General features: G+C 70.4%; 25 protein-coding genes and 1 pseudogene. 16 read left to right on the forward strand and 10 right to left on the reverse strand.

The features are described 5' to 3' along the window. The first annotated feature begins 185 nt into the window (after positions 1-185). From ACIGA3_RS23145 to ACIGA3_RS23160, 4 genes are all read left to right on the forward strand, one after another. Positions 186-1,601 carry an AAA family ATPase gene (locus ACIGA3_RS23145; protein WP_146465475.1) on the forward strand — a complete coding sequence of 472 codons (1,416 nt, stop codon included), beginning with the start codon at positions 186-188 and terminating at the stop codon, positions 1,599-1,601. Continuing rightward, a complete protein-coding gene (locus ACIGA3_RS23150) occupies positions 1,598-2,230 on the forward strand; it encodes a hypothetical protein (RefSeq protein WP_399718762.1) in 633 nt (210 codons plus the stop codon). Before ACIGA3_RS23145 ends, ACIGA3_RS23150 begins: the two co-directional genes overlap by 4 nt. 255 nt (positions 2,231-2,485) lie before the next feature. After that, positions 2,486-3,169: a hypothetical protein gene (locus ACIGA3_RS23155; RefSeq protein WP_399718765.1), complete on the forward strand. Its 684-nt coding sequence runs from the start codon at positions 2,486-2,488 to the stop codon at positions 3,167-3,169. After that, on the forward strand, positions 3,166-3,414 hold the full coding sequence (locus ACIGA3_RS23160; protein ID WP_399718768.1) for a hypothetical protein: 249 nt from the start codon (positions 3,166-3,168) through the stop codon (positions 3,412-3,414). The genes ACIGA3_RS23155 and ACIGA3_RS23160 overlap by 4 nt, the downstream gene beginning before the upstream one ends. Positions 3,415-3,548: 134 nt before the next feature. On the opposite strand, the gene ACIGA3_RS23165 is transcribed toward ACIGA3_RS23160, so the two are convergent. The 4 genes from ACIGA3_RS23165 to ACIGA3_RS23180 all read right to left on the reverse strand — a co-directional run bounded on the left by ACIGA3_RS23165 (position 3,549) and on the right by ACIGA3_RS23180 (position 8,084). Continuing rightward, the gene (locus ACIGA3_RS23165; protein ID WP_399718770.1) at positions 3,549-5,237 is read right to left on the reverse strand and encodes a relaxase/mobilization nuclease domain-containing protein; all 1,689 of its coding nucleotides are present in this window, start codon (positions 5,235-5,237) and stop codon (positions 3,549-3,551) included. Beyond that, the gene (locus ACIGA3_RS23170; RefSeq protein WP_399719253.1) at positions 5,227-5,802 is read right to left on the reverse strand and encodes a hypothetical protein; all 576 of its coding nucleotides are present in this window, start codon (positions 5,800-5,802) and stop codon (positions 5,227-5,229) included. Before ACIGA3_RS23170 ends, ACIGA3_RS23165 begins: the two co-directional genes overlap by 11 nt. A 315-nt stretch (positions 5,803-6,117) precedes the next feature. Next, a complete protein-coding gene (locus ACIGA3_RS23175; RefSeq protein WP_399718773.1) occupies positions 6,118-7,371 on the reverse strand; it encodes a DUF3631 domain-containing protein in 1,254 nt (417 codons plus the stop codon). A 518-nt stretch (positions 7,372-7,889) separates the two neighbouring features. Beyond that, positions 7,890-8,084, reverse strand: a complete 195-nt coding sequence (locus ACIGA3_RS23180; protein WP_399718775.1) for a helix-turn-helix transcriptional regulator — start codon at positions 8,082-8,084, stop codon at positions 7,890-7,892. A gap of 121 nt (positions 8,085-8,205) precedes the next feature. On the opposite strand from ACIGA3_RS23180, the gene ACIGA3_RS23185 reads away from it, so the two are divergent. Both ACIGA3_RS23185 and ACIGA3_RS23190 read left to right on the forward strand, forming a co-directional pair. Next, the gene (locus ACIGA3_RS23185; protein ID WP_399718778.1) at positions 8,206-8,706 is read left to right on the forward strand and encodes a helix-turn-helix transcriptional regulator; all 501 of its coding nucleotides are present in this window, start codon (positions 8,206-8,208) and stop codon (positions 8,704-8,706) included. Positions 8,707-8,730: 24 nt separating this feature from the next. Next, positions 8,731-9,850: pseudogene (locus ACIGA3_RS23190) on the forward strand (tyrosine-type recombinase/integrase). A gap of 108 nt (positions 9,851-9,958) precedes the next feature. Here ACIGA3_RS23190 and ychF read toward each other — a convergent pair. Further along, positions 9,959-11,047, reverse strand: a complete 1,089-nt coding sequence (gene ychF / locus ACIGA3_RS23195; protein WP_399718781.1) for a redox-regulated ATPase YchF — start codon at positions 11,045-11,047, stop codon at positions 9,959-9,961. Between the two features lie 300 nt (positions 11,048-11,347). Between ychF and ACIGA3_RS23200 the strand changes: the two genes are divergently transcribed. Beyond that, positions 11,348-11,818, forward strand: a complete 471-nt coding sequence (locus ACIGA3_RS23200) for a DUF6542 domain-containing protein (protein WP_399718782.1) — start codon at positions 11,348-11,350, stop codon at positions 11,816-11,818. A 102-nt stretch (positions 11,819-11,920) separates the two neighbouring features. Here the strand turns inward: ACIGA3_RS23200 and ppgK are convergent, their stop codons facing one another. Both ppgK and ACIGA3_RS23210 read right to left on the reverse strand, forming a co-directional pair. Beyond that, positions 11,921-12,676, reverse strand: a complete 756-nt coding sequence (ppgK, locus tag ACIGA3_RS23205) for a polyphosphate--glucose phosphotransferase (RefSeq protein WP_399718785.1) — start codon at positions 12,674-12,676, stop codon at positions 11,921-11,923. 29 nt (positions 12,677-12,705) lie between these two features. Further along, positions 12,706-13,722 (reverse strand): 4-hydroxy-3-methylbut-2-enyl diphosphate reductase, encoded by a 1,017-nt coding sequence (locus ACIGA3_RS23210; protein WP_399718788.1) that lies wholly within the window; start codon positions 13,720-13,722, stop codon positions 12,706-12,708. Positions 13,723-13,810: 88 nt separating this feature from the next. Here ACIGA3_RS23210 and xseA point away from each other — a divergent pair, with 88 nt between their 5' ends. The 3 genes from xseA to ACIGA3_RS23225 all read left to right on the forward strand — a co-directional run bounded on the left by xseA (position 13,811) and on the right by ACIGA3_RS23225 (position 15,973). After that, complete coding sequence (xseA, locus tag ACIGA3_RS23215; RefSeq protein WP_399718790.1) at positions 13,811-15,031, forward strand: exodeoxyribonuclease VII large subunit; 1,221 nt, start codon at positions 13,811-13,813, stop codon at positions 15,029-15,031. Between the two features lie 9 nt (positions 15,032-15,040). Then, entirely contained in the window at positions 15,041-15,265 is a 225-nt protein-coding gene (locus ACIGA3_RS23220; RefSeq protein WP_399718793.1) for an exodeoxyribonuclease VII small subunit, read from the forward strand. A gap of 117 nt (positions 15,266-15,382) precedes the next feature. After that, positions 15,383-15,973: a malonic semialdehyde reductase gene (locus ACIGA3_RS23225; protein WP_399718795.1), complete on the forward strand. Its 591-nt coding sequence runs from the start codon at positions 15,383-15,385 to the stop codon at positions 15,971-15,973. A gap of 86 nt (positions 15,974-16,059) precedes the next feature. On the opposite strand, the gene ACIGA3_RS23230 is transcribed toward ACIGA3_RS23225, so the two are convergent. Continuing rightward, positions 16,060-16,584, reverse strand: a complete 525-nt coding sequence (locus tag ACIGA3_RS23230; protein WP_399718798.1) for a DUF4245 domain-containing protein — start codon at positions 16,582-16,584, stop codon at positions 16,060-16,062. Positions 16,585-16,706: 122 nt separating this feature from the next. On the opposite strand from ACIGA3_RS23230, the gene glpX reads away from it, so the two are divergent. Further along, a complete protein-coding gene (glpX, locus tag ACIGA3_RS23235) occupies positions 16,707-17,738 on the forward strand; it encodes a class II fructose-bisphosphatase (protein ID WP_399718800.1) in 1,032 nt (343 codons plus the stop codon). Positions 17,739-17,824: 86 nt separating this feature from the next. On the opposite strand, the gene ACIGA3_RS23240 is transcribed toward glpX, so the two are convergent. Further along, on the reverse strand, positions 17,825-18,190 hold the full coding sequence (locus ACIGA3_RS23240; protein ID WP_399718801.1) for a WhiB family transcriptional regulator: 366 nt from the start codon (positions 18,188-18,190) through the stop codon (positions 17,825-17,827). A 177-nt stretch (positions 18,191-18,367) separates the two neighbouring features. Next, positions 18,368-19,069, reverse strand: coding sequence for a DUF1707 domain-containing protein (locus ACIGA3_RS23245; RefSeq protein ID WP_399718803.1), 702 nt, complete (start codon positions 19,067-19,069; stop codon positions 18,368-18,370). Positions 19,070-19,258: 189 nt separating this feature from the next. Between ACIGA3_RS23245 and ACIGA3_RS23250 the strand changes: the two genes are divergently transcribed. The 5 genes from ACIGA3_RS23250 (at position 19,259) to ACIGA3_RS23270 (ending at position 26,371) form a co-directional block, all read left to right on the forward strand. After that, positions 19,259-20,929, forward strand: a complete 1,671-nt coding sequence (locus ACIGA3_RS23250) for a fumarate hydratase (RefSeq protein WP_399718806.1) — start codon at positions 19,259-19,261, stop codon at positions 20,927-20,929. A 45-nt stretch (positions 20,930-20,974) separates the two neighbouring features. Beyond that, positions 20,975-21,754, forward strand: coding sequence for an SDR family NAD(P)-dependent oxidoreductase (locus ACIGA3_RS23255; protein ID WP_399718809.1), 780 nt, complete (start codon positions 20,975-20,977; stop codon positions 21,752-21,754). 70 nt (positions 21,755-21,824) lie between these two features. Further along, positions 21,825-23,213, forward strand: coding sequence for a class II fumarate hydratase (locus ACIGA3_RS23260; protein WP_399718812.1), 1,389 nt, complete (start codon positions 21,825-21,827; stop codon positions 23,211-23,213). A 94-nt stretch (positions 23,214-23,307) separates the two neighbouring features. Beyond that, complete coding sequence (locus ACIGA3_RS23265; protein ID WP_399718814.1) at positions 23,308-23,997, forward strand: DUF402 domain-containing protein; 690 nt, start codon at positions 23,308-23,310, stop codon at positions 23,995-23,997. 295 nt (positions 23,998-24,292) lie between these two features. Further along, complete coding sequence (locus ACIGA3_RS23270) at positions 24,293-26,371, forward strand: SpoIIE family protein phosphatase (protein ID WP_399718817.1); 2,079 nt, start codon at positions 24,293-24,295, stop codon at positions 26,369-26,371. Positions 26,372-26,403 lie beyond the last annotated feature (32 nt).

The raw sequence follows: 26,403 nt of genomic DNA on the forward strand, positions 1-26,403 counted from the left end.
CCCTGTAGGTGGCGAAGACGAGTGCGAGGAAGCCTTTGGTGGCTTCGACGCCCCAGGCGCCGCAGGGGATGTGGGACAGCGAGCCCGTGGTCAAGAGCTGGGAAGGACCGCCAACGTACACACGGGATGACATCTTCCTCGCCAGTAGTCTTAACGGATCCGCCCGGCGAGCCTCCGGAGACAGCATGCTGACCCGCCTCGAAGTCCACGGGTTCAAGAACCTTCTGGACCTATCCATCGACTTCGGCCCCTTCACCTGCATCGCAGGGGAGAACGGCACCGGCAAGTCGAATGTTTTCGATGCCATCCAGTTCCTCTCCCTACTCGCCGACCAATCGATGATGGAGGCGGCCCAGGAGGTCCGGGGCGTACACGGTGAGCGTCATGGTGACCCTCGTGATCTGTTCTGGAAGGGCTTCGCGCCTGGCCGTCACCGGATGCGGTTTGCCGCCGAGATGATCGTCCCGCTTAACGCTCAGGACGACTTCGGCCGAGCCGCCAAGGCCACAACCACGTTTCTGCGGTATGAGCTTGAAGTCGGCTACCAGGAGCCGTCCGGCCTGGACCGTTTCGGCCGCCTCACCCTCCTCCACGAGACGCTGAGCCACATCACCAAGGGCAAGGCCGCCCGGCACCTCCTCTTCCCCCACAGCGCGAAGGAGTTCCGCAACACCGTCATTCAGGGCCACCGCAGCGGCGCCCCTTTCATCTCGACGACGACTGAATCCGGCGAGTCGGTCGTCAAAATCCACCAGGACGGTGGCAGCCGAGGTCAGCCCAAGCCAGCCGCAGCGTCCCGGGCACCCGCAACCGTCGTCTCCACCATCACCAGCAGCGACGACCCGACCATCCTCGCCGCTCGCCGTGAGATGCAGTCCTGGCGACGGCTCGCTCTTGAGCCGTCAGCTCTGCGCAGGTCCGATCGGTACGTCGACCCGCAGGTGATGGGCGCCGACGGCTCCCACCTGCCCGCGACACTCTTCCGCGTGGCCCACGACACTCCAGGCGCGGATCCCAGCCAGGTCTACGCCAGGGTGGCGGGGCGTCTCTCGGACCTGACGGGAATCCACATCCGTGATCTGGATGTCGATCAGGACGAGGTCCGGCAGCTCCTCACGGTCAACGTGCGTGAGGTGGCCGGCATTACCCTGCCTGCCCGCAGCCTCTCTGAAGGAACCCTGCGTTTCCTGGCCCTGTGCGTCCTACTCGAGGACGCGTCCGTGCGCGGTCTGATCTGCATGGAGGAGCCCGAGAACGGCATCCACCCCGCCAACCTCAACGCCATGGTCGCCCTTGTCCAAGACCTTGCCGTCGACCCGTCGGAGGAACCTGGCACGGACAATCCGTTCCGACAGGTTCTGATCAACACACACTCACCAGGGGTCGTGCAGCTCGTCAATCCTGACGACCTCTTGTTCGCCGACACCGCGATCCACAAGGCGGAAGACGGCTCCCTGAATCGAGTACTGCGTTTGCGTCCGCTCGCCGAGACATGGCGCGCCACAAAGACGGGCGCCGACTTCGTGACTAAGGCCGACGTCCTGCCGTACCTCACCACACCTGCCGGAGCGCAGCTCACGCTGGACTGGGGGGCCGCGTGACTACTCGTATTCTCTTCATCGGCGAAGGCAGCAGCGACAACGGCCTCGTACGGCACGTCGAATCCATTGCCGCGCGCAAGGGGCTCGACGCTTCGATAACCGTTCCCGACTTCGGTCTGCTTCGGCCGCCACCTGGCCATTCCGTCCGGGACAAGCTGCGGGCAGCCCGTAAGCTCCACGGGACATACGACTTGGTAGTGGTCCAACGGGATGCCGACCGGGGTCCCGCCCAGGACCGCAGGGACGAGATCGCGGAGGCAGTACACGCCGAGTGGCCCGACCTCCAGCACGTCGCTGTGGTGCCCGTCCGCATGTTGGAAGCGTGGCTGCTTCTCGATGAGGCATGTCTGCGTCAGGTCGCCGAAAACCCGCGCGGCCGCGTCAGACTTGATCTCCCCAAGGGCACTGCAGCGGAAACGGTCGCCGACCCTAAACAGCTCCTCAAGGACTCGCTGGCGCAGGCAAGCGAGTACAAAGGACGTCGCCTCGTCCAGTTCCAGAAGCGTTTCTCGCAGCACCGGCTGCGCATGCTTGAACTTCTGGATCCCGAGGGGCCGGTGGCTGGCCTTCCGTCGTGGCAGCACTTCATCAAGGACCTCAACGAGGCTTTCGAGTCTCTCAGCCAATGACCCACTCAGCTAGGCCAGAGGTTCACGCGCCTGCCCCTGGGCTGAAGCAAGCCCGCGGCTCAGGCTGTAGAGCGCAGGGCCGGTCGGCGGTCGCTTCGCGCCGAACTGCTGAACTGGCTGGCTTCGTTCGCCGACATCGCCCGCCTGGACGTCGAGGGCGGCGTCGGCACGGCGCAGAATCTGGCCGCCGCCCGAACGGCAAGGCCAACACTCCACGACCGCATCGCGGACTTCTGCGACGCCGACGATCCACTGGTGAAGGAGGCCGCGCTCGCGGCCACCGCCCTGCTCCTGGCCGACCCCGCCCTCGCCTCGTCCGTACCCCGGTACGCGCCCGCCGTTCGCGAGGTCCTTGCCGTGAGCGCGGACTCGTACTACCGGTGGATCGCCCGAGAACGGCTGGCTGCCTGGGGGGAGGATGTCACTGGTCTCGTCACTGCGGAGAAGGAGCGCCGCGCGGCCCTGGACCGGGCAGGCGAGTTGGCGGAGGACCCGTTCGGCGGCCAGGAGCAGGAGCAGGCGATCCGCTGGCTGGAAGATCAACCCGAGGACACCGCTGCTCCGGAACGACTCGGCCGCCGGCGTGAGGACCGGACCGCTCCCATGCCGGCTGCCCTGCACGAGCCAGCACCCGAGCCGCCCGTGGCCGCCCCTGGAAGCGAGGCGGGGTACCGCGGCCCGTGGCGGATCGCCCGGGAGGAGGAGCGCGCCGAGTGGACGTTCACGCCGTACGTAGGAGTCGGCCCCCTGCACTTCGGGATGACCTTGGAGGAGATCACCGCGTCCTCGGCGAAGGACCGGCCGTCTCGTCCTACTCCCACCACGGCGAAGACCAGCAGCTCAACTACGCCGACTTCACTGAGAGCGGGATCAGGGCCCTCTTTCACGACGGCCGCCTGGGGTGCGTCGCCGCAGACGCCCTCACCGGCCCCCAGGTGAGACTGAACGCAGCCCCGCTGACCGGCTGCGCGCCTTCCCACGTGGAGGACTGGCTCGTCCACCGCACAACACGGCCTGGCAGCCTGGCGTACAGCGTCGCTGGCGATCCGGTCTTCGCCGACCTCGGCCTGGCGATCCGCTCCCAGCGGGCGGGCGACATCGTCCTGACCCGCCCCCTCTTCCTGCTCCACGACTGGCTCGACCTGTGGCACGCACTGCCCAGCGAGGAGTGGAACTGCTCGTGAAGCGTTGTTCGCCGGTCGGCCTCACCTGAGTGCGAGGCCGACCGGAGCGACATCTCTTCCACTCGAGCGATATCGGGGACGTAGACCACCGGCCGAGTGGGGAATCAACGTGAGCAGCTCTGCGCTGGCCGGGGTCAGCGGTGTCGACTGCGTTCTTCGGGCCTCATGGCCGCTGGTGTGGCCGGAGGGTGTTGCGTGGCGGACATGGCCGAGGTGGCGCTTCGCATGCGAGCCGCTTGCGTCCTCCGGTTCGGCTGAGCCGTGATACGCCAGTTGAGGACCTCGGCAGGGTGCTCGGCGCTGTCGAGTTCCCGCTGGGTGCCCACTTCGGCCAGGAGGCGTCGGGGGTTGTGGCCGGCGCTCTCGGCCTGGGCGAGGGCTGTGGTCAGAGCGGTCCAAGTGGGGTCGGCGAGGATCCGGTCGGCGTGGGCGGGGAGGGCCACGCGAACGTCTTGTTCGAAGCGGCTGGCGGTTGGGGCTCGTGGTGCGCGGCGGGCCAAGTCCGCCAAGACGGGTGCGGCGGCCTGCTGGTAGCCCGCCTGGAGGTGGCGGAAGGCTTCCTCGGCCGCAGCGGCCTGCTGTGCGTGGCCGCGCTGTTCGTGCCACTTGGCGGCGGCGCGGGCCAGGTGCACGGTGGCGAAGAGCAGGGCGATGGCGAGTCCGCCCGGCTCGTTGGAGGCGTAGGCGAGTTCCTTGGCGGCCTTGCGTAGGGCGGTGGCGGCCTGGTGGTCGGCGCGGGTGGCGGAGCGGCGGGCTCGGTTGAACGCCATTGCCGCCGCCCGCAGTTCCGCCCGGTGTGGGCTGCTCGTGGCGCTGGCGATGTTGTACAGGGCATCACCGAAGGCGGCCAGGTAGCCCTGGGCGGCGGCATCGTCGCCGGAGTCGAGGACGGTGTGCGCCGCGTGGATGGCGGTGGTGGTGTGCCGCCATGGATCGGCAGGGTCCGCCACATACCGCGGGCGGTCGGCCACCTCCTGGTCGGAGAGGCGCTCGCGTAGGCGGTTGACGGAGAGGTCGGGGGCGAGCTTCGAGCCGCCGTACCAGACGGGTTCGCCAGCCGCGTTGGTGTCGCCAGGTGCGGCAAGGCTGTAGCCGATCACGTCGCCGGTCTCGGGGCCGATGCGCGTCTTGACCTTGATGCCGAGGGACTGCAGCACGGCGAAGTAGTCGGCTTCGGTTCGTACGGCGGCGGCGACCGCGTAAGCCTGCTCGCGCAGCCAGTGCCGTGCCGTGACCGTCTGGCCCTGGCGCTCGGCCTTGGCGCGTTCGGCGCCGGTGGGGGTGCGGGGCGCGGTGAGGTCACCGGACTTCAGGCGGCGCAGGCCGAACTCGGCCTCGATCTTGCGGCATTCGGCTTGGGCTCGCTGTCCGTCGCGGTGGGTGCGCGGGCGGCGTCCGTCGGCGCGGACGGTGGTGGCCATGATGTGGATGTGGTCGTCGGCGTGGCGCACGGCGATCCACCGGCATGCCTTGTTGTCGCCTTCGGGGGCGATGCCTGTGGCGTGAACGATGCGGCGGGCGACCTCGGCCCACTCGGCGTCGGTGAGGTAGCGGTCGCCGGGCGCGGTGCGGACCGGGCAGTGCCAGACGTGCTGGGGTGGTTTCTTGCCGCCCAGTTCGCGGGTGCGCAGGTCGACTTGGTGGTCGAGGCGCTTGGCGAGCTGGGTGTAGGTGGCTGCCGGGTCGCGGCCGGGGTCGGGGGCGCCGGCCATGTCCCAGGCGGCGACGATGTGAGGGTCGGTGTGTTCGTCGCGGCGGCCGGGGCCGAAGAGGTAGACGATCAGTCCGCGAGTGTCGGAGCCGGTGGAGACGTCAGGAACCATGCGCGGTGCCTTCCGTCAGGAGCTGGTCGATCAGTCGGTAGCTGTTCTCGGCGGCTTGCTCGACGCGGTCCAGCACGGCCTCGGCGCGCTCGGGCACTGTTCCTCGGTGGATGGCTGCGGTGATCTGGTTGAGGTTCCTGCCGATGCGGTCGAGCGCGACCGTGTGTGCCTCGACGGCCTCGATCAGCGGGCGGACCGGGTCGTCCTCCGGGCTGCCAACCAGCCTCGTCTTGCCGAGGGCGACGGAGAGGGCGGCGTCGCCGACGAATCCGGCGAACTTCTGGCCGCGCTGGTGAGCGGCGGCGCTGATCACGCTCACAGCGGTTCGCGTGAAGCGGATGGTCTTCTCCTGGTCGCGTTTCTCCACGGTGCGCTTGCGGTTCATCAGTGCGGGCAGGGCGGGGGCGTCGAGGTCCCGCCAGGAGGGCTGCTCGGCGGGTGGTTGGACATCGGCCGGCGGCTGAGTGCGCGGGGCGATGGAGTCGGCTGCGGGCGGGCAGCTGGTCTCGGCTATGCCCTCCTCGGGCTCGGGCGCCCCCTGGCGCTCGGCCTTCTCCTCCGCCACCCCTGGGGCGGGGGCAAGCGCGGACGAAGCCTCGTTAGAGGCTCGTTCGCTCCAGCTTGCTGCTGGTCGGCGGGTCAGGCCGAAGAATCCCTTGCGGCGGCGGGTGGGGGTGCTGTCAGTGCTCGTTTTGGGCATGGTGGTGCTCCGGTGGTCGTGTGGGGTGGGGCTTCGTCACGTCCGTTGCATCCGTCCCATAGCTGGTTAGGACAGGTACGGAGGCGGTCGCAGGTACGGAGTGATCCGTATCGGCGAGGAACTCCGTCCCCGCGCTGACCTGCGCGGGGACGGATGCGACGGATTGATACGGAGCTGGTGTCAGCGTGTGAGTTTGGGGCTGGCAGGCCCGCCGGGCGGGCCGATGGGCAGCGTCCCGGACGGAGGGGCCGGCGGCTTGCCCTGGGTTCGACGTGCGGGCACGGTCTCGTTGGCTGCGGGGGCCGGTTGGGCGGGGTCGGGGCAGTAGCGGGCCCAGGCGTCGAGGAACTGGTTGCGGGCGTACGCCTTGGCCTGCCTGCCCTTCTCGAAACGGTGGTTGCCCGGGCTGATGCCGAAGTCGCGCAGCAGGTTGGCCAGGTGGTAGGCGTTCAGGCCCTTGGTGCCGTACTCGGCCCACGGCCCCTCGGCATCCTGAACGAGGGCGGCGAGCAGGTCCTGGCTGCGTAGAGCCTCCTTGTGGCCCTCCTGCTCGAACACGCGACGGACGTCTCGCAGCAGCCGCGTCTTCAGCGTCGTCTGCTCGTCCTGGACCACCTCGTTGCGGGTCATCGCCAGGCAGGCGGCACGGGCTCGCGAGGGCCAGTGCCCGCCGGCCAGGTCGGCGACGATCACCAGAGGCTCCCACGTGTCGGCGGCGCGGTCCTCGACCGGCATCTGTGGAACCAAGCCTGCGGCGGTGCTCCGTAGCGGGGTCAGCCAGGCGGTCAGCCGGTCGCGCAGCACGTGCAGTTCGGGCAGCGAGTACCGCGAGCGGAACGGGGTGATTCGCTCGCCCGGCTTGCGCTTCTGCATACGGATGACGACCGCCCGATCCATGATCGTGTCCGGTAGGTCGCCGATCCCGGCGAGCGCGGCCATGGCGAAGGTGGGAAACGCCGTCGGCTTGTGCTCCGGCCCGGAGATCCGCCAGGCGGGTCGGTTGCGCTGGTGCCCGGCGTTCAGCAGGCCACGGAGGTCCTCCTTGTCGCCGGCCTTGGGGCCGAAGATGGTGTCGGCCTCGTCCACCAGCAGCGTCGGCGGGTTCTTGCCGATGACACGGAAGACCACCGCAGGCGACGTGTTCACCGTCATCATCGGCTGGTGGACTGTCTCGTGGAGTACGTCGAGGACGCGGGACTTGCCACATCCCTTGGTCGGTCCCACGACCGCCAGCCGTGGCGCATGCTGGAGAGCTGGCTGAATGTGAGAGGCCGCCACCCACAACGTGACCGCCGTCAGAGCCTCGTCGCTCGGCAGCACCACGTACCGATCGATAGCCGCACGTAGGTCATTCAGCAGCGCGGCTCCTTCGTCGGCCGTCTCGCCGCCCGTACCTGTGCGGTCCCCAGTCCCCGATCCGCCGTCGGGGACCACGGTCTCCGCAGATGCGTGGGGACCGTGGCCCTCACCATCAGCTCGGAACACGGCGGGCGTGCCCGGGATTCGGGGAGCGGGTTCGGGGGCCGGCGGACTGAAAGTCTCCGCCTGGTCCCCGGCTTCCGCTCCTACGGGACCGGTCCCCAAGGCCCTTACCTGCACGCGTTCCGCGCTGAGGGTATTTCGGTCCCCGCCCAGAGCACCCTCCGAAGCGTGGTCGGTAGAGCGTGCAGCAGGGGACCGTGGCTCCGCGCGATCCTCGCTTCGGTCCCCGTTGCGCCCGGGGACGTCCTGGCCGGGGACCGCAACGGCAGGCCAGACGGCCTTGTGGGATGTGTTCGAGGTGGCGGGGGACATAGAGTCCTCCATAGACGTTCCTCTCAGGTGGGGGCGAGACGGGCAAGGTCCCGCCCCCACCGGTTCGTTCGTTCAGGGATGGGCGGCGTGCAGGGGAATCTCAGGCCCTCGGCGTTGGCGCGCCGGGGGCCGTTGCTGTGTCCAGGGCTGCCGGCGGCTCATGAGGCCAGGCCCCACTCATCTCGGCTGGCAATCAGCGTGCGCTCGTAGCGCATCAGCTCTGCCTCGGGGTACAGCACCCGCTTGCCGACCTTGATGCCGCGCGGCCCCTTCTTGATGTGGCGCCAGTAGCGGACGGTGCTCTCGGCTGTGCGATAGCGCTCGGCGACCTCGGCGGTGGTCAGGTATCGCATGCATTCCCATTCGGCTAGGCGATGATTCGATATGCATAACGTTGTACCCCGCGATCGGTGATTACCCAAATCGGGAAGCCCATGTTTCAATTTGGATAGCGATGGCAGTGATGGAGGTTCGATGGCCGGCGACAAGCCCGAGAGCGGCGAGGTGCCGCTGCTCTACAGCGAGGGAAACGTGGCCGCGCGCGTGGCCCTGGAGCGCGAGGTCAGAGGGTGGAGTACGACCGAGCTGGCGGAGCGAGTGACCAGAGCCGGCGTCAAGATGAACCAGACTGCGGTCTGGCGCATCGAGAACGGCACGCCTCGCCGGCGCATCAATCTCGACGAGGCCCTCGCCTTCACCCGCGTCTTCGAGCTCCCCCTCGAAGAGCTGATGTCCCCGCCCCTGGAGGGGCTCGACATCGACAGCCGGCGGCTCGTCCAAGAAGCCGTCGAGGCGTTCTACGAGGCCCGCGACGCACGCGACCGCCTCCACCACGCCGTGGTCGCCATCGCCGACCACATCAAGGCCCACCCCGACAGCTCGCGGGCCATCCACGAGCAGTGCCTCCGCCTCATGGGCGACGAGCGCGACGCTCGCACGCTCAGCAGTGACATCGAGGACGGCGGGCACTACTGACAACCGACACGAAGGAGAGGCCACTTGGCCAACATCCAGAAGTGCCCCAACGGCAAATGGCGTGCTCGCTACCGCGACCTCGACGGCAAGGAGCATGCGCGCCACTTCGACCGCAAGATCGATGCCCAGCGGTGGATCGACGAGGTCACAGCCAGCCTGGTCACCGGTCAGTACGTCGACCCGCGATCGGCGAAGAAGCCCTTCAAGGAGTACGCGGAGGAATGGCGGGTCATACAGCCGCACCGGCCTTCCACGGCCAAGGCGGTGGCCCAGCACCTGCGGTGCTATGCCTACCCGGCCTGGGAGAAGCGGGCACTTGGCGCCATCAAGCCCGGCGACGTGCAGAGCTGGGTCACCAGTCTGACCACCGCGCACGGCTTGGCCGCCAGTACCTCGCGGACGGTCTTCAACACGGTCAACGCCGTCTTCCGGGCGGCCGTCCGTGACCGGATGATCCCTCACAACCCGTGCGCCGAGGCGAAGCTGCCCTCGGTACCACGGAAGAAGATCGTGCCACTGGCCGTCGAGCAGGTGCGGACGCTGTCCGAGGAGATACCCGCCCGGTACAAGGGCCTCGTACTCCTCGGCGCGGCCACCGGGCTCCGCCCCGGCGAGCTCTTCGGCCTCCAGGGTCCGCCACCTCGACCTGCTGCACGCAACCGTCTCGGTCGAGCAGCAGATCCAGCAGACCGCCAAGCACGGCGTGTACGTCTGCCCGCCCAAGACCGCTCGCTCGCACCGCACGGTCCCGCTCCCCCGCATGGCGGTGGGTGCGATGAAGGCCCACCTGCGGGAGTTCCCCGCCGATGGGCCCGAGGGCTGGATCTTCACGGCGCCACAAGGCGGACCCGTGGTCTACACGCACTTCATGGATGGGTCCTGGCGGCCCGCCTGCGCGAAGGCTGGCATACCGAAGGGCACCGGACCCCACGCCCTCCGGCACCACTACGCCAGCCTGCTGATCAAGCACGGCGAGTCCGTGAAGACGGTCTCCGAGCGCCTCAGCCACACCAACGCGGCCATGACGCTGAACATCTACACCCACCTGTGGCCCGACTCCGAGGAGCGGACCCGGGCCGCCGTCGACAAGGCGTACGCGGACCAGTCCGCCGATGCCCAGCCGCAGGTCGACGAAGCGGCGTAGCCGCTCCCCCGCGCGCTGACCGAAGTCAGCACGCTGCGGACTCTGTGCGGACCACAAAGGCCGCCCAACCCGCTGCGTCGCAGGTCAGGCGGCCTTTCGCCAGGCGCTTTAGACGTTGAAGCGGAACTCCACCACATCCCCGTCCCGCATCACATACTCCTTGCCCTCCATCCGGGCCTTGCCCTTCGCGCGGGCCTCGGCGACCGAACCGGTCTCCACCAGGTCCTCGAAGGAGATGACCTCCGCCTTGATGAAGCCCTTCTGGAAGTCGGTGTGGATGACTCCGGCGGCCTCGGGGGCGGTGGCGCCCTTCTTGATGGTCCAGGCTCGGGATTCCTTGGGGCCGGCCGTGAGGTAGGTCTGCAGGCCCAGGGTGTTGAAGCCGACGCGGGCCAGGGTGGCGAGGCCGGGCTCCTCGGCGCCGACCGACTCCAGCAGCTCCATCGCGTCCTCCTCGTCCAGCTCGGCGAGGTCCTGCTCCAGCTTGGCGTTGAGGAAGATCGCCTCGGCGGGGGCGACCAGCGCGCGCTGGGCGTTCTTGAAGTCCTCGTCGGTCAGCTCGTCCTCGTCCACGTTGAAGACGTAGAGGAAGGGCTTGGTCGTGAGGAGGTGCAGGTCGTGGAGGAGTTCCGCGCGCTCCGAGCCCTGGAGGATGCCCTGGGAGAAGAGGGTGTCGCCCTTCTCCAGGATCTCCTTCGCCTCCTCGACCGCCTTCACCTTCGGCGCGACGTCCTTCTTGATCCGGGACTCCTTCTGGAGGCGCGGCAGGACCTTCTCGATGGTCTGGAGGTCGGCGAGGATCAGCTCGGTGTTGATCGTCTCGATGTCGTCCTTCGGCGAGACCTTGCCGTCGACGTGCACGACGTTCTCGTCCTTGAAGGCACGGATGACCTGGCAGATCGCGTCGGACTCGCGGATGTTCGCCAGGAACTTGTTGCCCAGGCCCTCGCCCTCGGACGCGCCGCGCACGATGCCCGCGATGTCGACGAAGTCCACCGTCGCCGGGAGGATGCGCTCCGACGAGAAGATCGACGCCAGCTGGGCGAGACGGCCGTCGGGGACACCGACCACGCCGACGTTCGGCTCGATCGTGGCGAACGGGTAGTTGGCCGCCAGCACGTCGTTCTTGGTCAGGGCGTTGAACAGGGTCGACTTGCCGACATTGGGCAGGCCGACGATTCCGATCGTGAGCGACACGTTGCGACTTCCCGTAGAGGAGTGGGCCAGGGGCTGCCAGGGCCCAGGGGACACCGGCCGATCCACCAGTTTACGGCGTCCGCGCGGGGCAATTAGCGGGAGCGTCCCCCGTCCGGCCGGACTGACCCCGCGGACATGTCTTCGGCGTGTCTGAAGGGCGATTCGGCACATAAACAGACCTAAGTTGGTCCAGTGGAGCAACACAGAACGCGACCTCCGGAAGACAGGCCGCGCCGCGGCACACCCACGCCCGCGCACCTTCCGCCCCAGGCCCGCCGTGGCCCGGACGCCCCGCGCGGCGTGGCCGAGGCGCCCGTCGCGGCCCGCCGCGGCCCCGAAGCCGTACGCGGCCCCCTCGCCGAGCCGCGCCCCGCGCCCACCGGCCGGCGCTTCCCGAACCCCCGGCTCACCGGGCTCGGCGGCGGCCTGTTCTGCGTGGCCTCGATGCTGCTGCTCGGCGCATTGGACGCCCTGCTGTTCGACTCGTCCCTGATCGGCTACGGGGTGCTGTTCCTGCCGGTCTGCGTGCTCACCGCGCTCTGGGTGCGCGCCGGCGACCTGCTCACCGCCCCCGTGGCCCTGCCGATCGCCTTCGGCGCCGGGCTCTTCCCCGTCGCCGACGGCAGCGCGGGCTTCCTCGGCTCCCTGATGGGCGTCTTCACCGGCCTCGCCACCCAGGCGGGCTGGCTCTACGGCGGGACGCTGACCGCCGGAGTCATCGTCCTCGTACGCCGGGTGCGCTGGGTACGCAGCCGCCGACGCCGCACCTGAGCCGAGAAGGCCCACCGGAGCGGCGCCACCGAGTTGTCCGAGCCAGGCTCAAACGCCGAGCCTGCCGGGGGCCTGCCCGGCATGGACAGGCCCCCAGCCCCACTACTCCGCGGCAGCCCGCTGCTCCGCGCGCATCGCCGCCCCCACGATCCCCGCGTTGTTCTGCAACTGGGCCGGGACGATCTCGGCCTTGATGCCGGTGATGTGCGGAAGGAACTTCTCGGCCTTGCGGCTCACCCCGCCGCCGATGATGAACAGCTCGGGCGAGAACAGCATCTCCAGGTGCGCGAGGTACTTCTCGACCCGCCGCGCCCAGTGCTCCCAGCTGAGGTCGCCGTCCTCCTTGGCCTTGCTGGACGCCTTCTTCTCCGCGTCGTGGCCGTTGAGCTCGAGGTGGCCCAGCTCGGTGTTGGCGACCAGGATGCCGTCGGTGAAGACCGCGCTGCCGATGCCGGTGCCGAAGGTGAGGACGATGACCGTGCCCCGCCGCCCGCGCCCGGCGCCGAACTGCATCTCGGCGATGCCGGCCGCGTCCGCGTCGTTGACCAGCGTCACCGGCAGCCCGCCCAGCCGTTCGCTGAACAGGGTGCGGGCGTTCGTACCGACCCAGCTCTTGTCGACGTTCGCCGCGGTGAGGATCGTGGCGCCGTCCTCGACCACTCCGGGGAAGGTCAGCCCGACCGGGCCGGTCCAGCCGAAGTGGTCGATCACTTCCTTGACGCCGTCGGCGACACCCTCGGGGGTCGCCGGATGCGGGGTGAGCACCTTGCAGCGCTCCTGGGCGAGATCGCCCTTGTCCAGGTCCACCGGGGCACCCTTGATCCCGGACCCGCCGATGTCCACGCCGAAGATCTGCATGGCCCCACGTTACGGCGTACGACTGACGGTCACGCCTCGGGAGTACCGCTGCCGCCGCGCTCGGCCGCCAGGGCCGCGGCTTCCTCGCGCAGGTCGCGGCGCAGCTCCTTGGGGAGGGAGAAGGTGATGGACTCCTCGGCCGCCTTGACCAGTTCCACGTCGCCGTAGCCGCGCTGGGCCAGCCACTCGAGGACCTCCTCGACGAGGACCTCGGGGACGGAGGCGCCGGAGGTGACGCCGACCGTGGTGACGCCGTCCAGCCAGGCTTCGTCGATCTCGCCGGCGAAGTCCACGAGGTGCGCCTCGCGGGAGCCGGCGAGCTTGGCGACCTCGACGAGGCGCACGGAGTTGGAGGAGTTGCGCGAGCCGACCACGATGACCAGCTCGGCCTCGGCGCCCATCTGCTTCACCGCGAGCTGGCGGTTCTGGGTGGCGTAGCAGATGTCGTCACTGGGCGGGGAGACCAGGCCGGGGAACTTCGCCTTCAGGGCGTCGACGGTCTCCATGGTCTCGTCCACGGACAGGGTGGTCTGGGAGAGCCAGACGATCTTGGACGGGTCGCGGACCTCGACCTTGGCGACGTCCTCGGGGCCGTCGACCAGCTGGATGTGGTCGGGGGCCTCGCCGGAGGTGCCGATGACCTCCTCGTGGCCCTCGTGCCCGATGAGGAGGATGTCGTAGTCGTCCTTGGCGTAGCGGACGGCTTCCTTGTGGACCTTGGTGACCAGCGGGCAGGTGGCGTCGATGGTGGCCAGCTGTCCGCGCTTCGCCTCCTCGTGCACGGTCGGGGCGACGCCGTGCGCGGAGAACATGACGATGTGGCCCGGCGGCACCTCCTCCGTCTGCTCGACGAAGATCGCGCCCTTCTTCTCCAGGGTCTGCACGACGTACTTGTTGTGGACGATCTCGTGCCGGACGTAGATCGGGGCCCCGTACTGTTCGAGGGCCTTCTCGACGGCGATCACGGCGCGGTCCACACCGGCGCAGTAGCCACGGGGGGCGGCGAGCAGGACACGGCGGCCAGGCGAAGCGGTCATGCGTCCCATCGTAAGGCCGGGGCCCGACCCCGTAGATCCCCCCAGGGGGTGTTCCCGGCGCACCCCCTTTGTCGGTGGCGGCCGTTACGCTCGCCGCATGGCTGTGAACACATCGCCCGAGGCCCCGCTCCCGGTCGGGGAGGTCTCCCGGCTGATCGGGCGCTGGATCGACCGGCTGGGCGCGGTGTGGGTCGAGGGGCAGATCACGCAGTTGTCGCGGCGGCCCGGCGCCGGGGTGGTGTTCCTGACGCTGCGCGACCCCTCGCACGACATCTCGGTGAGCGTGACCTGCTACCGGCAGGTGTTCGACGCGGTCGCGGACGTGGTCGGTGAGGGCGCCCGGGTCGTGGTGCTCGCCAAGCCGGAGTGGTACGCCCCGCGCGGGCAGCTCTCGCTGCGGGCCGCCGAGATACGGCCGGTGGGCGTGGGCGAGCTGCTGGCGCGCCTGGAGCAGCTGAAGAAGTCGCTGGCGGCGGAGGGGCTGTTCGCGGCGGACCGCAAGAAGCCGCTGCCGTTCCTGCCGCAGCTGATCGGGCTGGTGTGCGGCCGGGCCTCGGCGGCGGAGCGTGACGTGCTGGAGAACGCCCGGCACCGCTGGCCCGCCGTCCGCTTCGAGGTGCGCAATGTGCCGGTGCAGGGGGTGCACGCGGTGCCGCAGGTGGTCCAGGCGGTCAAGGAGCTGGACGCGCGGGACGACGTGGACGTGATCGTGGTGGCCCGGGGCGGCGGCAGCGTGGAGGATCTGCTGCCGTTCTCCGACGAGGAGCTGATCCGGGCGGTGGCCGGGTGCCGTACGCCGGTGGTCTCGGCGATCGGGCACGAGCCGGACACCCCGCTGCTGGACCTGGTGGCCGACCTGCGGGCCTCCACCCCGACCGACGCGGCCAAGAAGGTCGTACCGGACGTGGGCGAGGAGCTGGAGCGGGTACGGATGCTGCGCGACCGGGGCCGGCGCTGCGCGGGCGCCCTGCTGGAGCGGGAGGAGCGGGGGCTCGCCCACGCCCTGGCCCGGCCGGTGATGGAGCGCCCGCACCGGATGCTGGACGAGCGGACCGAGCAGCTGGACGCCCTGCTGGGCCGCGCCAGGCGCACGCTGGGCCATCTGCTGGACCGGGCGGAGTCGGAGCTGACCCACACGCACGCGCGCGTGGTCGCCCTCTCCCCCGCGGCCACCCTCAAGCGCGGCTACGCGGTCCTCCAGAAGGAGGACGGCCACGTGGTCCGCGACCCGGCCGAGGTGAGCGAGGGCGAGCCGCTGCGGGCACGGGTGGCGGCGGGCGAGTTCGCCGTCCGGGTCGATGTCGGCGGCGATGAATAGGGTGGGCGGATGAGCAGCAAGGTGGACGAGGCGCTGTCGTACGAGCAGGCGCGGGACGAGTTGATCGAGGTCGTGCGGCGGCTGGAGGCGGGCGGTACGACGCTGGAGGAGTCCCTCGCGCTGTGGGAGCGCGGCGAGGAGCTGGCCAAGGTGTGCCGCCGCTGGCTGGAGGGGGCGCGGGAGCGGCTGGACGCGGCGCTCGCGGAGGAGACGGAGGAAGAGGGGGGCGAGTAGCGGGACGGGGGCTCCGGCCCGGGACGCTTTGTTAAAGCTTGAACTTCCCTGGCGTAGGGTCGGGTCCGTCAGCCGGTTCCGCCCCGCGGGCCGTACGCGCACCCCAGGAAGTCACGCATGTCTCTCGTTCTCGACCCGGCCGCCCAGGACCTGCTGTTCCGCGAGGCCCGCACCGCGAACTCCTTCACCGACGAGCCGGTGACCGACGAGCAGGTCCGGGCGATCTACGACCTGGTCAAGTACGGCCCCACCGCCTTCAACCAGACCCCGCTGCGCATCACGCTGGTCCGCTCCCCGGAGGCCCGCGAGCGCCTGCTGGGTCACCTGGCCGAGGGCAACCGCGCCAAGACCGCGTCGGCCCCGCTGGTGGCGATCCTCTCCGCGGACAACGAGTTCCACCAGGAGCTGCCGGCCCTGTTCCCGGCGTTCCCGCAGGCCAAGGACGCCTTCTTCGCCGAGCGCCCGGTCCGTGAGCGGTCCGCCGCGCTGAACGCCGCGCTCCAGGCCGCCTACTTCGTCGTCGGCGTCCGCGCCGCCGGCCTGGCCGCGGGCCCGATGACCGGCTTCGACGGCGAGGGCGTCCGCAAGGAGTTCCTGGACGACGACCACACCCCGCTGATGATCGTCAACATCGGCCGCCCGGCCGCGGACGCCTCGCACCCGCGCGGGCCGCGCCTGTCGTACGACGACGTGATCACGACCGTCTGAGCAGGACCCTTTCGCCTGTTCACGGCACACACGAAGGCCCCCGGAATGCGCTTCCGGGGGCCTTCGCGCATCGTGAGAGGGGGCCGCTACCCCATCTTGAGCGCCGTCGCCATGGTGGTCAGGCGGTCGAAGGACGCGGTGCCCGACACCACCGTGGTGGAACCGGGGGTGTCCTCCAGGACGAGGGCGTCATAGCGGCCGCCGGTGTAGCGGGTCCAGGTGCGGCCGTCGATCTTCTCGGTCCGCTTGGTCGCCGAGGAGCCCTGGGTGGCCTGCTCGATGAAGTCGGAGCGCTTCTGGGCGGACTGCTCGACCTGTACGTACTGGCCCTCGGGGTCCTGGAAGCCGAGGTGCCAGCGGTCGGACTCCTCGCTCCGGAAGCGGACGGAGGTCGCCTTCCAGGTGTCCGGCAGCCCCTCGGGGGCCGCCACCGGGTAGCTCACGGCCCTGCGTGCCGTGGTCGTCTCGACCGTGTAGTCGACCCGAGGGAGGTCGGGCTTGTGGTCGTCGTGCGGGACGAACACGTAGATGACCGCCGCCGCGATTCCGATGAGGGCCAGGGAGAGGATCATGTCCCGGACCGTCTTCTGCTTGCCGTTCGAACCTGCCACGTCTCCTATGGTCTCAGGTGCCCTCCGCGCTCATCCGTGGGGCCCCCTGCTCATTTTGTAAGCCTGGCGATAGAGTCAGCCCATCTCATCCGGCCGTCGTCGTATCAGAAAGGTGCGCTCCGATGACCGAGCATCATCTGCCGTCCGAACTCGATGTCCCCTCCGAGGCCCCTGACCGCAACCTCGCCCTGGAACTGGTCCGGGTCACCGAAGCCGCGGCCATGGCCGCGGGCCGCTGGGTCGGCCGGGGCGACAAGAACGGCGCCGACGGCGCCGCCGTGCGCGCCATGCGGACCCTCGTCTCCACCGTCTCGATGAACGGCGTCGTCGTCATCGGCGAGGGCGAGAAGGACGAAGCCCCGATGCTCTTCAACGGGGAACGGGTCGGCGACGGCACGGGACCCGAGGTCGACATCGCCGTCGACCCGATCGACGGCACCACGCTGACGGCGAAGGGCATGGCGAACGCGATCGCCGTCCTGGCCGCCGCCGAGCGGGGCGCCATGTTCGACCCGTCCGCCGTGTTCTACATGGACAAGCTGGTCACCGGGCCCGAGGCGGCCGACTTCGTGGACATCGACGCGCCCGTGTCGGTCAACATCCGCCGGGTCGCCAAGGCGAAGCGGCGCACGCCCGAGGACGTCACGGTCGTCATCCTGGACCGGCCCCGGCACGAAGGGGTCATCAAGGAGATCCGGGACACCGGGGCGCGGATCAAGCTGATCTCCGACGGTGACGTGGCGGGGTCCATCCTGGCGCTGCGGGAAGGCACCGGGATCGATCTGCTGCTCGGTGTCGGCGGCACCCCCGAGGGGATCATCTCGGCCTGTGCGGTGAAGTGTCTGGGCGGAACGATCCAGGGCAAGCTGTGGCCCAAGGACGACCAGGAGCGGGAGCGGGCGATCGCCGCCGGTCACGATCTGGACCGGGTGCTGACCACGGACGACCTGGTGAGCGGGGAGAACGTGTTCTTCGTGGCCACCGGGATCACCGACGGGGAGCTGATGCGGGGGGTCCGGTACCGGTCCGAGACCGCCACCACCGACTCCATCGTGATGCGGTCCAAGTCGGGGACCGTGCGGAAGATCGAGTCCGAGCATCGGCTCAGCAAGCTGCGGGCCTACAGCGCGATCGACTTCGACCGGGCGAAGTAGCGATCAGGGGGGCGCGGGCACTTGCGCGGGTGACGGTCCGTCGTGGCTGGTCGCGCAGTTCTCCGCGCCCCTGAAGAACCTTCGGCTCAGCCCGCTATACGAGTTGCCGTCGCCTTCTGGATCTCCACCTCGCGCCGGCGCCTGCGGGCCAGGACCACTCGGCGTTCGGCCGCGGTCAGGCCGCCCCAGACGCCGTAGGGCTCGGGCTGGAGCAGGGCGTGTTCGCGGCACTCGAACATCACCGGACAGCGGGCGCACACCCGCTTCGCCGCCTCCTCGCGGGACAGGCGGGCGGCGGTCGGCTCCTTCGACGGGGCGAAGAACAGACCGGCCTCGTCGCGGCGGCACACCGCCTCGGTGTGCCAGGGCGCGTCCTGATCCCTGTCTCGCGCCGGCCCCCGCTGGGCCGGAACGGCGGCTACCTGCAGGGACGAATGCGGCGGTTGCAGCACGGTCTACTCCTGACGACGGATTCGCTAGCGAGAGACGATGCAGCAAGCCCTACCCGTTGTGCGCGCGCCTATGCACTGCGTTCCCAACCACCGGCGCGCAACGGCTTGTTCGCACCCTTCACACGAGCGCCCGCCGGGGTTCCGCGCCAGCGCGGAGCGGGGGCGGATTCACGACCGTCAACGGTCCAGGTGTTTGCGCAACTTCCGGTCGACCTTGTCCTGGACCCGGTCGAGGATGTCCGCCACGAACCGGCCACGCCGGGGCCGCGCCTCCACGTTGCCGAGCACCGACCAGCCGTCGACGTAGATCACGGGGGCGTCCGACTGGACCGAGTCCAGCGTGCTGACCTCGAAGTTCCCCAGCACGCTGCCGCCGGTGCCGCGCAGCGACACGTTCTCCGGGACGCGGATCTGGACGTCCCCGAAGACCGAGACCGCCTTGATCACCACATGCTGGTACTCGAAGACGGCCTCGCTGAGGTCTATCTCCACGCTGCCGAACACCGCGAACGCGTGCACCCGGCGGCCGGCGCGCCAGCGTCCCCGGCGCACGGCGCTGCTGAAGACGGCGACCACGCTGGTGTCGGCCTCGGCCGGGAGGGTGCCGGGCAGCGGACGGGGCGGGGCGGAGGTGTACGCGGGCCCGGCCGGGCGGTCGTGGGCGGCGGGCAGATCGCGTATGAAGACGTCCAGCTCGCCGACGGTCTTGGTGTGCAGCACCCCCTCCACGCGCTCGGCGTGCTCCTCGGCGGTCAGCCGGCCCTCGGCCAGGGCCTCGCGGAGGATGTCGGCGACACGGTCCCGGTCGGCGTCCGAGGCGCGCAGGTCGGCCGGGCGCGGGGCGGTGTCCGCGGGCTGGGGGTGCTTCTGAAGGTCCACGACAGCAGAGTACCGAAACGCGATAGATCGCGACTAGGGGCTGTGGACAACTACCGGACAACGTTGCCGGGGCACGGGCGTCCGCCAAGTGAGTCTTACCTCACCACAGCACTGTCGGCGGCGGGTTCTACGCTGGACAGGCTCGCCAGCGTCGGCGGGCGCCGTCCGTCGAGTGAGGAATGGGCTGAGATGCCTGAGTTCGCGTACACCGATCTGCTCCCGCAAGGAGAGGACACCACCCCCTACCGGCTGGTGACCTCCGAAGGTGTGTCCACCGTCGAGGGGCCGGACGGGCGGACGTTCCTCAAGGTGGAGCCGGAGGCGCTGCGCACGCTGGCCGAGGAGGCCATCCACGACATCCAGCACTATCTGCGCCCGGCCCACCTGGCCCAGCTGCGCCGGATCATCGACGACCCGGAAGCCTCCGGCAACGACAAGTTCGTCGCGCTGGACCTGCTGAAGAACGCGAACATCGCGGCGGCCGGTGTGCTGCCCATGTGCCAGGACACCGGCACGGCGATCGTCATGGGCAAGCGCGGCCAGAACGTGCTGACCGAGGGCCGCGACGAGGAAGCGCTGAGCCGCGGCATCTACGACGCGTACCTGAACCTCAACCTGCGCTACTCGCAGATGGCTCCGCTCACCATGTGGGAGGAGAAGAACACCGGCTCCAACCTCCCGGCGCAGATCGAGCTGTACGCGGCCGACGGCGGCGCCTACAAGTTCCTCTTCATGGCGAAGGGCGGCGGCTCGGCCAACAAGTCGTTCCTGTACCAGGAGACGAAGGCCGTCCTGAACGAGTCCTCCATGATGAAGTTCCTGGAGGAGAAGATCCGTTCGCTGGGCACGGCCGCCTGCCCGCCGTACCACCTGGCGATCGTGGTCGGCGGCACGAGCGCCGAGTTCGCGCTGAAGACCGCGAAGTACGCCTCCGCGCACTACCTGGACGAGATCCCGGCCGAGGGCTCGCCGCTCGGCCACGGCTTCCGGGACAAGGAGCTGGAGGAGAAGGTCTTCGAGCTGACCCAGAAGATCGGCATCGGCGCCCAGTTCGGCGGCAAGTACTTCTGCCACGACGTGCGCGTGGTGCGCCTCCCCCGCCACGGCGCGTCCTGCCCGGTCGCCATCGCCGTCTCCTGCTCGGCCGACCGCCAGGCCGTCGCCAAGATCACCGCCGAGGGCGTGTTCCTGGAGCAGCTGGAGACGGACCCGGCGCGCTTCCTGCCGGAGACCACGGACGAGCACCTCGACGAGTCGGCGGACGTCGTCAGGATCGACCTCAACCAGCCGATGGACACGATCCTCGCCGAGCTGACCAAGTACCCGGTCAAGACCCGCCTCTCGCTGACCGGCCCCCTGGTCGTGGCCCGCGACATCGCGCACGCCAAGATCAAGGAGCGGCTGGACGCGGGCGAGGACATGCCGCAGTACCTGAAGGACCACCCCGTGTACTACGCGGGCCCGGCCAAGACCCCCGAGGGCTACGCCTCCGGTTCCTTCGGTCCGACCACCGCCGGGCGCATGGACTCCTACGTGGAGCAGTTCCAGGCGGCCGGCGGCTCCAAGGTGATGCTGGCCAAGGGCAACCGCAGCAAGCAGGTCACCGACGCGTGCGACGCCCACGGCGGCTTCTACCTCGGCTCCATCGGCGGCCCCGCCGCCCGCCTCGCCCAGGACTGCATCAAGAAGGTCGAGGTCCTGGAGTACGAGGAGCTGGGCATGGAGGCGGTCTGGAAGATCGAGGTCGAGGACTTCCCGGCGTTCATCGTGGTCGACGACAAGGGCAACGACTTCTTCCAGGACCCGGCGCCCGCGCCGACGTTCACGAGCATTCCGGTGCGGGGCCCGGGCCTGGCCTGACCCCCTCCCAGGGGGCCGTGCCGGTCGGCCCCCTAGGGTGCCCGCATGACTTCTGAGGCTTATCTTTCCGGGTTGTTCTCGCTGGACGGGCGGGTCGCCGTCGTGACCGGGGGGAGTTCCGGGATCGGGCGGGGTATCGCGGAGGCGCTGGCGCGGGCCGGAGCCTCGGTGGTGGTCGTGGCCCGGGGCAAGGACGCGCTGGAGGCGACCACCGCCCAGCTCGCCGAACTCGGCTGCCGCGCGGGGTGGGTGAGCGCCGACCTGAGTACGCGGGACGGGGTTCGCGCTGCCGCCGAAGAGGTGGCCGGGGTGTTCGGGGAGCCCGACATCCTCGTCAACTGCGCCGGGATCAATGTGCGGCCGCCCTTCAGCGAGTTGAGCGACGAGGAGTGGGACCTCACCCTGGCCGTGAACCTCCGGGCGCCGCATCTGCTCAGCCGGCGGTTCGGGCCCGGTATGGCCGAGCGGGGCTTCGGGCGGATCATCCACATCTCCTCCCAGCAGGCGCACCGCGCGTTCGTCCGCTCCGGGGCGTACGGGGTGTCCAAGGGCGCGCTGGAGTCGCTCACGCGCTCCCAGGCCGAGGAGTGGTCCCCGTACGGCGTCACCTGCAACACCCTCGTGCCGGGCTTCGTGATGACACCGCTCAACGCGCGGTTGTCGTCCGACCCGGAGAAGGTGGCGGCGCTGGCCGCGCGGACGATGGTCGGCCGCAACGGCCTCGCCGAGGACTTCGCGGGTGCCGCCGTCTTCCTGGCGAGCGGTGCCTCCGCCTACGTCACCGGCCAGTCCCTCTTCGTGGACGGCGGCTTCTCGGTCCACTGAGACGCGTACAGCCCAGCCACGTCCGGCCCAGCCCAGGAACATCGCGGCCCCGCCGTTCGCTGTACCGGGTATGACCGACGAGTACCGCACCGAGCACGATTCCATGGGCGAGGTCCGCGTCCCCGCCCACGCCAAGTGGCGCGCGCAGACCCAGCGCGCCGTCGAGAACTTCCCGGTGTCCGGCCAGCGCCTGGAGCGCGCGCACATCGAGGCGCTGGCCCGGATCAAGGGGGCCGCGGCGAAGGTGAACGCCGACCTGGGCGTGCTGGACCGGGACGCGGCCGACGCGATCCAGGGGGCCGCCGAGGAGGTGGCGGACGGCAGGTGGGACGACCACTTCCCCGTGGACGTCTTCCAGACCGGCTCCGGCACCTCCTCCAACATGAACGCCAACGAGGTGATCGCCACCCTCGCCGGCGAGCGGCTGGGCCGGGACGTGCACCCCAACGACCAGGTCAACGCCTCCCAGTCGTCCAACGACGTCTTCCCCTCCTCGATCCACATCGCGGCCACCGCGGCCGTGGTCCACGACCTGATCCCGGCGCTGGAACACCTGGCCGCCGCCCTCACCCGTAAGGCGGAGGAGTTCGCGGACGTGGTGAAGGCGGGGCGCACCCATCTGATGGACGCGACCCCCGTGACCCTGGGTCAGGAGTTCGGCGGCTATGCGGCGCAGGTGACGTATGGCGTGGAGCGGCTGCGTTCCTCGCTGCCCCGGCTGGCCGAACTCCCGCTCGGCGGAACGGCGGTGGGCACCGGGATCAACACCCCGCCCGGCTTCTCGGCGGCCGTGATCGAGGAGGTGGCGCGGGCGACCGGGCTGCCGTTCACCGAGGCGCGCGACCACTTCGAGGCGCAGGGGGCGCGCGACGGGATCGTGGAGACCAGCGGCCAGCTGCGGACCATCGCGGTCGGCCTGACGAAGATCGCCAACGATCTGCGCTGGATGTCCTCCGGCCCGCGCACCGGCCTCGCCGAGATCCGGCTGCCCGACCTCCAGCCCGGCTCCTCGATCATGCCGGGCAAGGTCAACCCGGTCGTCCCGGAGGCGGTGCTGATGGTCGCGGCGCAGGTCATCGGCAATGACGCCACCATCGTCACGGCCGGCGCGGCCGGGAACTTCGAGCTGAACGTGATGCTCCCGGTGATGGCGAAGAACGTGCTGGAGTCGGTGCGGCTGCTGGCCAACGCCTCCCGCCTGCTCGCCGACCGCACCATCGACGGCATCACCGCCGACCGCGAACGCGCCCGCGAGTACGCCGAGTCCTCCCCCTCGGTCGTGACCCCGCTCAACCGCTACCTCGGCTACGAGGAGGCCGCGCGGATCGCCAAGAAGTCCCTCGCGGAGCGGAAGACGATCCGTGAGGTGGTGCTGGAGGACGGCTATGTGGAGCGCGGCGACCTCACCCTGGAGCAGCTGGACGAGGCGCTGGATGTCCTGCGGATGACGCGCCCGTGACGGCCCGCGAACACCACGGACGATTTCCCGCCACCTGTCCGGAAGGGTGACGCGCACCGCAGCATCGGGTGCTTCCGGCACCTAATATCTGTCCATGACGGACGACGAAGCGGTGAGACGAGCGGAAGCGGCCCCTACGGCGTACTGGACGCCCGGCACCCCGATCCTGTGGCGGTACCGGGAGAACGCGGGCAACGCGTTCCACATCGCGCGTCCCGTCACCGTCGTCCGGGACGACGCCGAGCTGCTCGCGGTGTGGCTGGCCCCCGGCACCGAGTGCGTCAAACCGGTCCTGGCCGACGGGACGCCCGTACACCTGGAGCCGCTGGAGTCCCGCTACACCAAGCCGCGCGTGGTGCGGCGGGACCGCTGGTTCGGCACCGGTGTGCTGAAGCTGGCCCGGCCCGGCGAGCCGTGGTCGGTGTGGCTGTTCTGGGAACCGGGGTGGCGCTTCAAGAACTGGTACGTCAACCTGGAGCAGCCGCTCGCCCGTTGGGCCGGCGGGGTCGACTCCGAGGACCACTTCCTGGACATCTCCGTCCACCCGGACCGTACGTGGCACTGGCGGGACGAGGACGAGTTCGCCCAGGCGCTGCGGGACGGCCTGATGGACGCGGAGACCGCCGAGGGGGTCCGGGCGGCGGGACGGCGGGCGGTGGAGATGATCCAGGCGTGGGGGCCACCGTTCACGGACGGCTGGCAGCACTGGCGGCCCGATCCGTCCTGGTCGGTGCCCGCGCTTCCGGAGGACTGGGACCGTACGCCCGCGCACGTGTCCTCATGAGACCCTTGATGCGCCCCCGGACCACAACCGTAGGATCGTCCTCCGCAAGGGCACCGAGGTACAACTACCGGAGTCTGCGCAGAGCCTGACCATATGTCACCGAGGGGCGGCAGCACGTGAGCGAGGGGTACGAGAGCGACGGCGGCGCGGCCACCGCGGGGTTCGCCCCGGCGGGGGAAACTGCCTCTGACCACGCGGGAATTCCGTTCCTGGGGCACGTATTCCGGGTATCGGGACTTCGGCGGCATCTCCTGCGCGCCCGGCGCGCAGCCCCGGACGGACGGATTCGACACGCGTGACGGAGCAGCCCACTTCCTCCTGCGGACGCCCCCAGCCGGGCGTCGACCCCGCCGCGCGCGGGGCGCTGCTGGGTGCCCCGGCCCAGGCACGGGGCGGCGCGGGCACGGGGAAGAACAAGAAGAAGGAGCGCCCAGTCAACGGCCCTGAGCACTCGCAGCCGGCCGCCGCCGAGCCCATGGGGGAACCTCCCGCGCGCGCGAAGTCCAGCGTGGGGGAACACCGTCCGATGCCGGCGCCGGAGTCCATTCCCGCCCAGCCGGGCGCCGAGCAGGAGCGCGCCCCGGGCGGCTCGGAGCGGCGCACCGGCCGCGGCGGCCCGCCGGGCCGCCCCATGCCCATGCGGCGCGACGGGGACCGGCTGCGGTTCGTCGGCGCGGCCACCCGGCGCATCGCGCGTGGTCTCGATCTGGACGAGATCGTGATGGGCCTCTGCCGGGCCACCGTGCCCACCTTCTCGGACGCGATCCTGGTCTACCTGCGCGATCCGCTGCCGGTCGGCGACGAGCGGCCCACCGGGCCGGTGGTGCTGCGGCTGCGCCGCACCGACCGGATTCCGGACGAGCGGGAGACCGAGGGCCTGCTGCTGCCGCCGCCGTTCCCGGACCCGGACGCCGAGCCGTCGGCGCTCGCCGCGTTCTCGGGACCGGCCGCGCTGACCGCCGAGCTGTGCGAGGTGCGCCCCGGCGGCGCGCTGAACGAGGTGCTGCGCGGGGTGCGCCCGGTGTTCGCGGACACCCCCGCCGCCCGTGCCGCGCTGCCCGAGCTGCTCGGTGAGGACGGCGAGGCGGTCGTACCGTCCGGACAGCGGGCGATCCTCGCGCCGCTGCGCGGGCGGCGCCGGGTGATCGGCGCGGCGGTGTTCCTGCGCCGTCCGGACCGGATCGCGTTCGAGGCGGAGGACCTGCTGGTCGCGGCGCAGCTCGCCACGCACAGCGCGCTCGGCATCGACAAGGCGGTGCTGTACGGCCGCGAGGCGTACATCGCGGACGAGTTGCAGCGCACCATGCTGCCCGAGACGCTGCCGCATCCCACCGGGGTGCGGCTGGCCTCGCGCTATCTGCCCGCGGCGGAGACGGCCCGGGTCGGCGGCGACTGGTACGACGCGATCCCGCTGCCGGGCAGCCGGGTGGCGCTGGTGGTCGGCGATGTGATGGGCCACTCCATGACCTCGGCGGCGATCATGGGCCAGCTGCGCACCACCGCGCAGACGCTGGCCGGCCTCGACCTGCCTCCGCAGGAGGTGCTGCACCACCTGGACGAGCAGGCGCAGCGCCTGGGCACGGACCGGATGGCGACCTGCATGTACGCGGTCTACGACCCGGTGGCGCACCGCATCACGATCGCCAACGCCGGGCATCCGCCGCCGGTGCTGCTGCACCTGGGCGGGACCGCGGAGGTGCTGCGGGTGCCGCCGGGCGCGCCGATCGGCGTGGGCGGGGTGGACTTCGAGGCGGTCGAGCTGGACGCGCCCGCCGGTGCCACGCTGCTGCTGTACACGGACGGCCTGGTGGAGTCCCGGCTGAGGGACGTGTGGACGGGCATAGAGCAGTTGCGGGAGAAGCTGACGGCGACCGCGCGGCTGACCGGCCCGGACCACCCGCCGCCGCTGGAGGCTTTGTGCGACGAGGTGCTGGACATGCTCGGCCCGGGCGACCGGGACGACGACATCGCCCTGCTCGCGGCCCGCTTCGAGGGGATCGCGTCGAGCGATGTGAGGTACTGGTCGCTGGACGCGGAGGACGCGACCCCCGGCAAGGCCCGCCGGCTGGCCCGCGCCGCGCTGGCCGACTGGGGCCTCGAGGACCTCACCGACTCGGTGGAGCTGCTGGTCAGCGAGGTGGTGACCAACGCGGTGCGGTACACCACGCGTCCGGTGACGCTGCGGCTGCTGCGCACGGACGTGCTGCGCTGCGAGGTCGGTGACGACGTGCCGCAGCTGCCCCGGCTGTGTCAGGCGAGAGCCACCGACGAGGGCGGCCGTGGTCTGTATCTGGTCAACAAGCTGGCCCGGCGCTGGGGCGCGACCCGGCTGAGCGTCGGCAAGGTCGTCTGGTTCGAGCTGCACGGGGGCTGATCCCCCGTCCGGTACGACGTGAAGGGCGCCCG

The organism is Streptomyces sp. NPDC085596 (assembly GCF_044541565.1).
Taxonomy (GTDB): domain Bacteria; phylum Actinomycetota; class Actinomycetes; order Streptomycetales; family Streptomycetaceae; genus Streptomyces.

Bases quoted from the DNA above. Each gene is read 5' to 3' on its own strand.
- ACIGA3_RS23210 (WP_399718788.1), bottom strand. From the start codon at position 13,722: ATGGGACGCATGACCGCTTCGCCTGGCCGCCGTGTCCTGCTCGCCGCC.
- ACIGA3_RS23185 (WP_399718778.1), top strand. From the start codon at position 8,206: ATGGCCGGCGACAAGCCCGAGAGCGGCGAGGTGCCGCTGCTCTACAGC.
- glpX (WP_399718800.1), top strand. From the start codon at position 16,707: ATGACCGAGCATCATCTGCCGTCCGAACTCGATGTCCCCTCCGAGGCC.
- ppgK (WP_399718785.1), bottom strand. From the start codon at position 12,676: ATGCAGATCTTCGGCGTGGACATCGGCGGGTCCGGGATCAAGGGTGCC.
- ACIGA3_RS23145 (WP_146465475.1), top strand. From the start codon at position 186: ATGCTGACCCGCCTCGAAGTCCACGGGTTCAAGAACCTTCTGGACCTA.
- ACIGA3_RS23165 (WP_399718770.1), bottom strand. From the start codon at position 5,237: ATGGTTCCTGACGTCTCCACCGGCTCCGACACTCGCGGACTGATCGTC.
- ACIGA3_RS23220 (WP_399718793.1), top strand. From the start codon at position 15,041: ATGAGCAGCAAGGTGGACGAGGCGCTGTCGTACGAGCAGGCGCGGGAC.
- ACIGA3_RS23260 (WP_399718812.1), top strand. From the start codon at position 21,825: ATGACCGACGAGTACCGCACCGAGCACGATTCCATGGGCGAGGTCCGC.
- xseA (WP_399718790.1), top strand. From the start codon at position 13,811: ATGGCTGTGAACACATCGCCCGAGGCCCCGCTCCCGGTCGGGGAGGTC.
- ACIGA3_RS23265 (WP_399718814.1), top strand. From the start codon at position 23,308: ATGACGGACGACGAAGCGGTGAGACGAGCGGAAGCGGCCCCTACGGCG.
- ACIGA3_RS23225 (WP_399718795.1), top strand. From the start codon at position 15,383: ATGTCTCTCGTTCTCGACCCGGCCGCCCAGGACCTGCTGTTCCGCGAG.
- ACIGA3_RS23250 (WP_399718806.1), top strand. From the start codon at position 19,259: ATGCCTGAGTTCGCGTACACCGATCTGCTCCCGCAAGGAGAGGACACC.
- ACIGA3_RS23255 (WP_399718809.1), top strand. From the start codon at position 20,975: ATGACTTCTGAGGCTTATCTTTCCGGGTTGTTCTCGCTGGACGGGCGG.
- ACIGA3_RS23180 (WP_399718775.1), bottom strand. From the start codon at position 8,084: ATGCGATACCTGACCACCGCCGAGGTCGCCGAGCGCTATCGCACAGCC.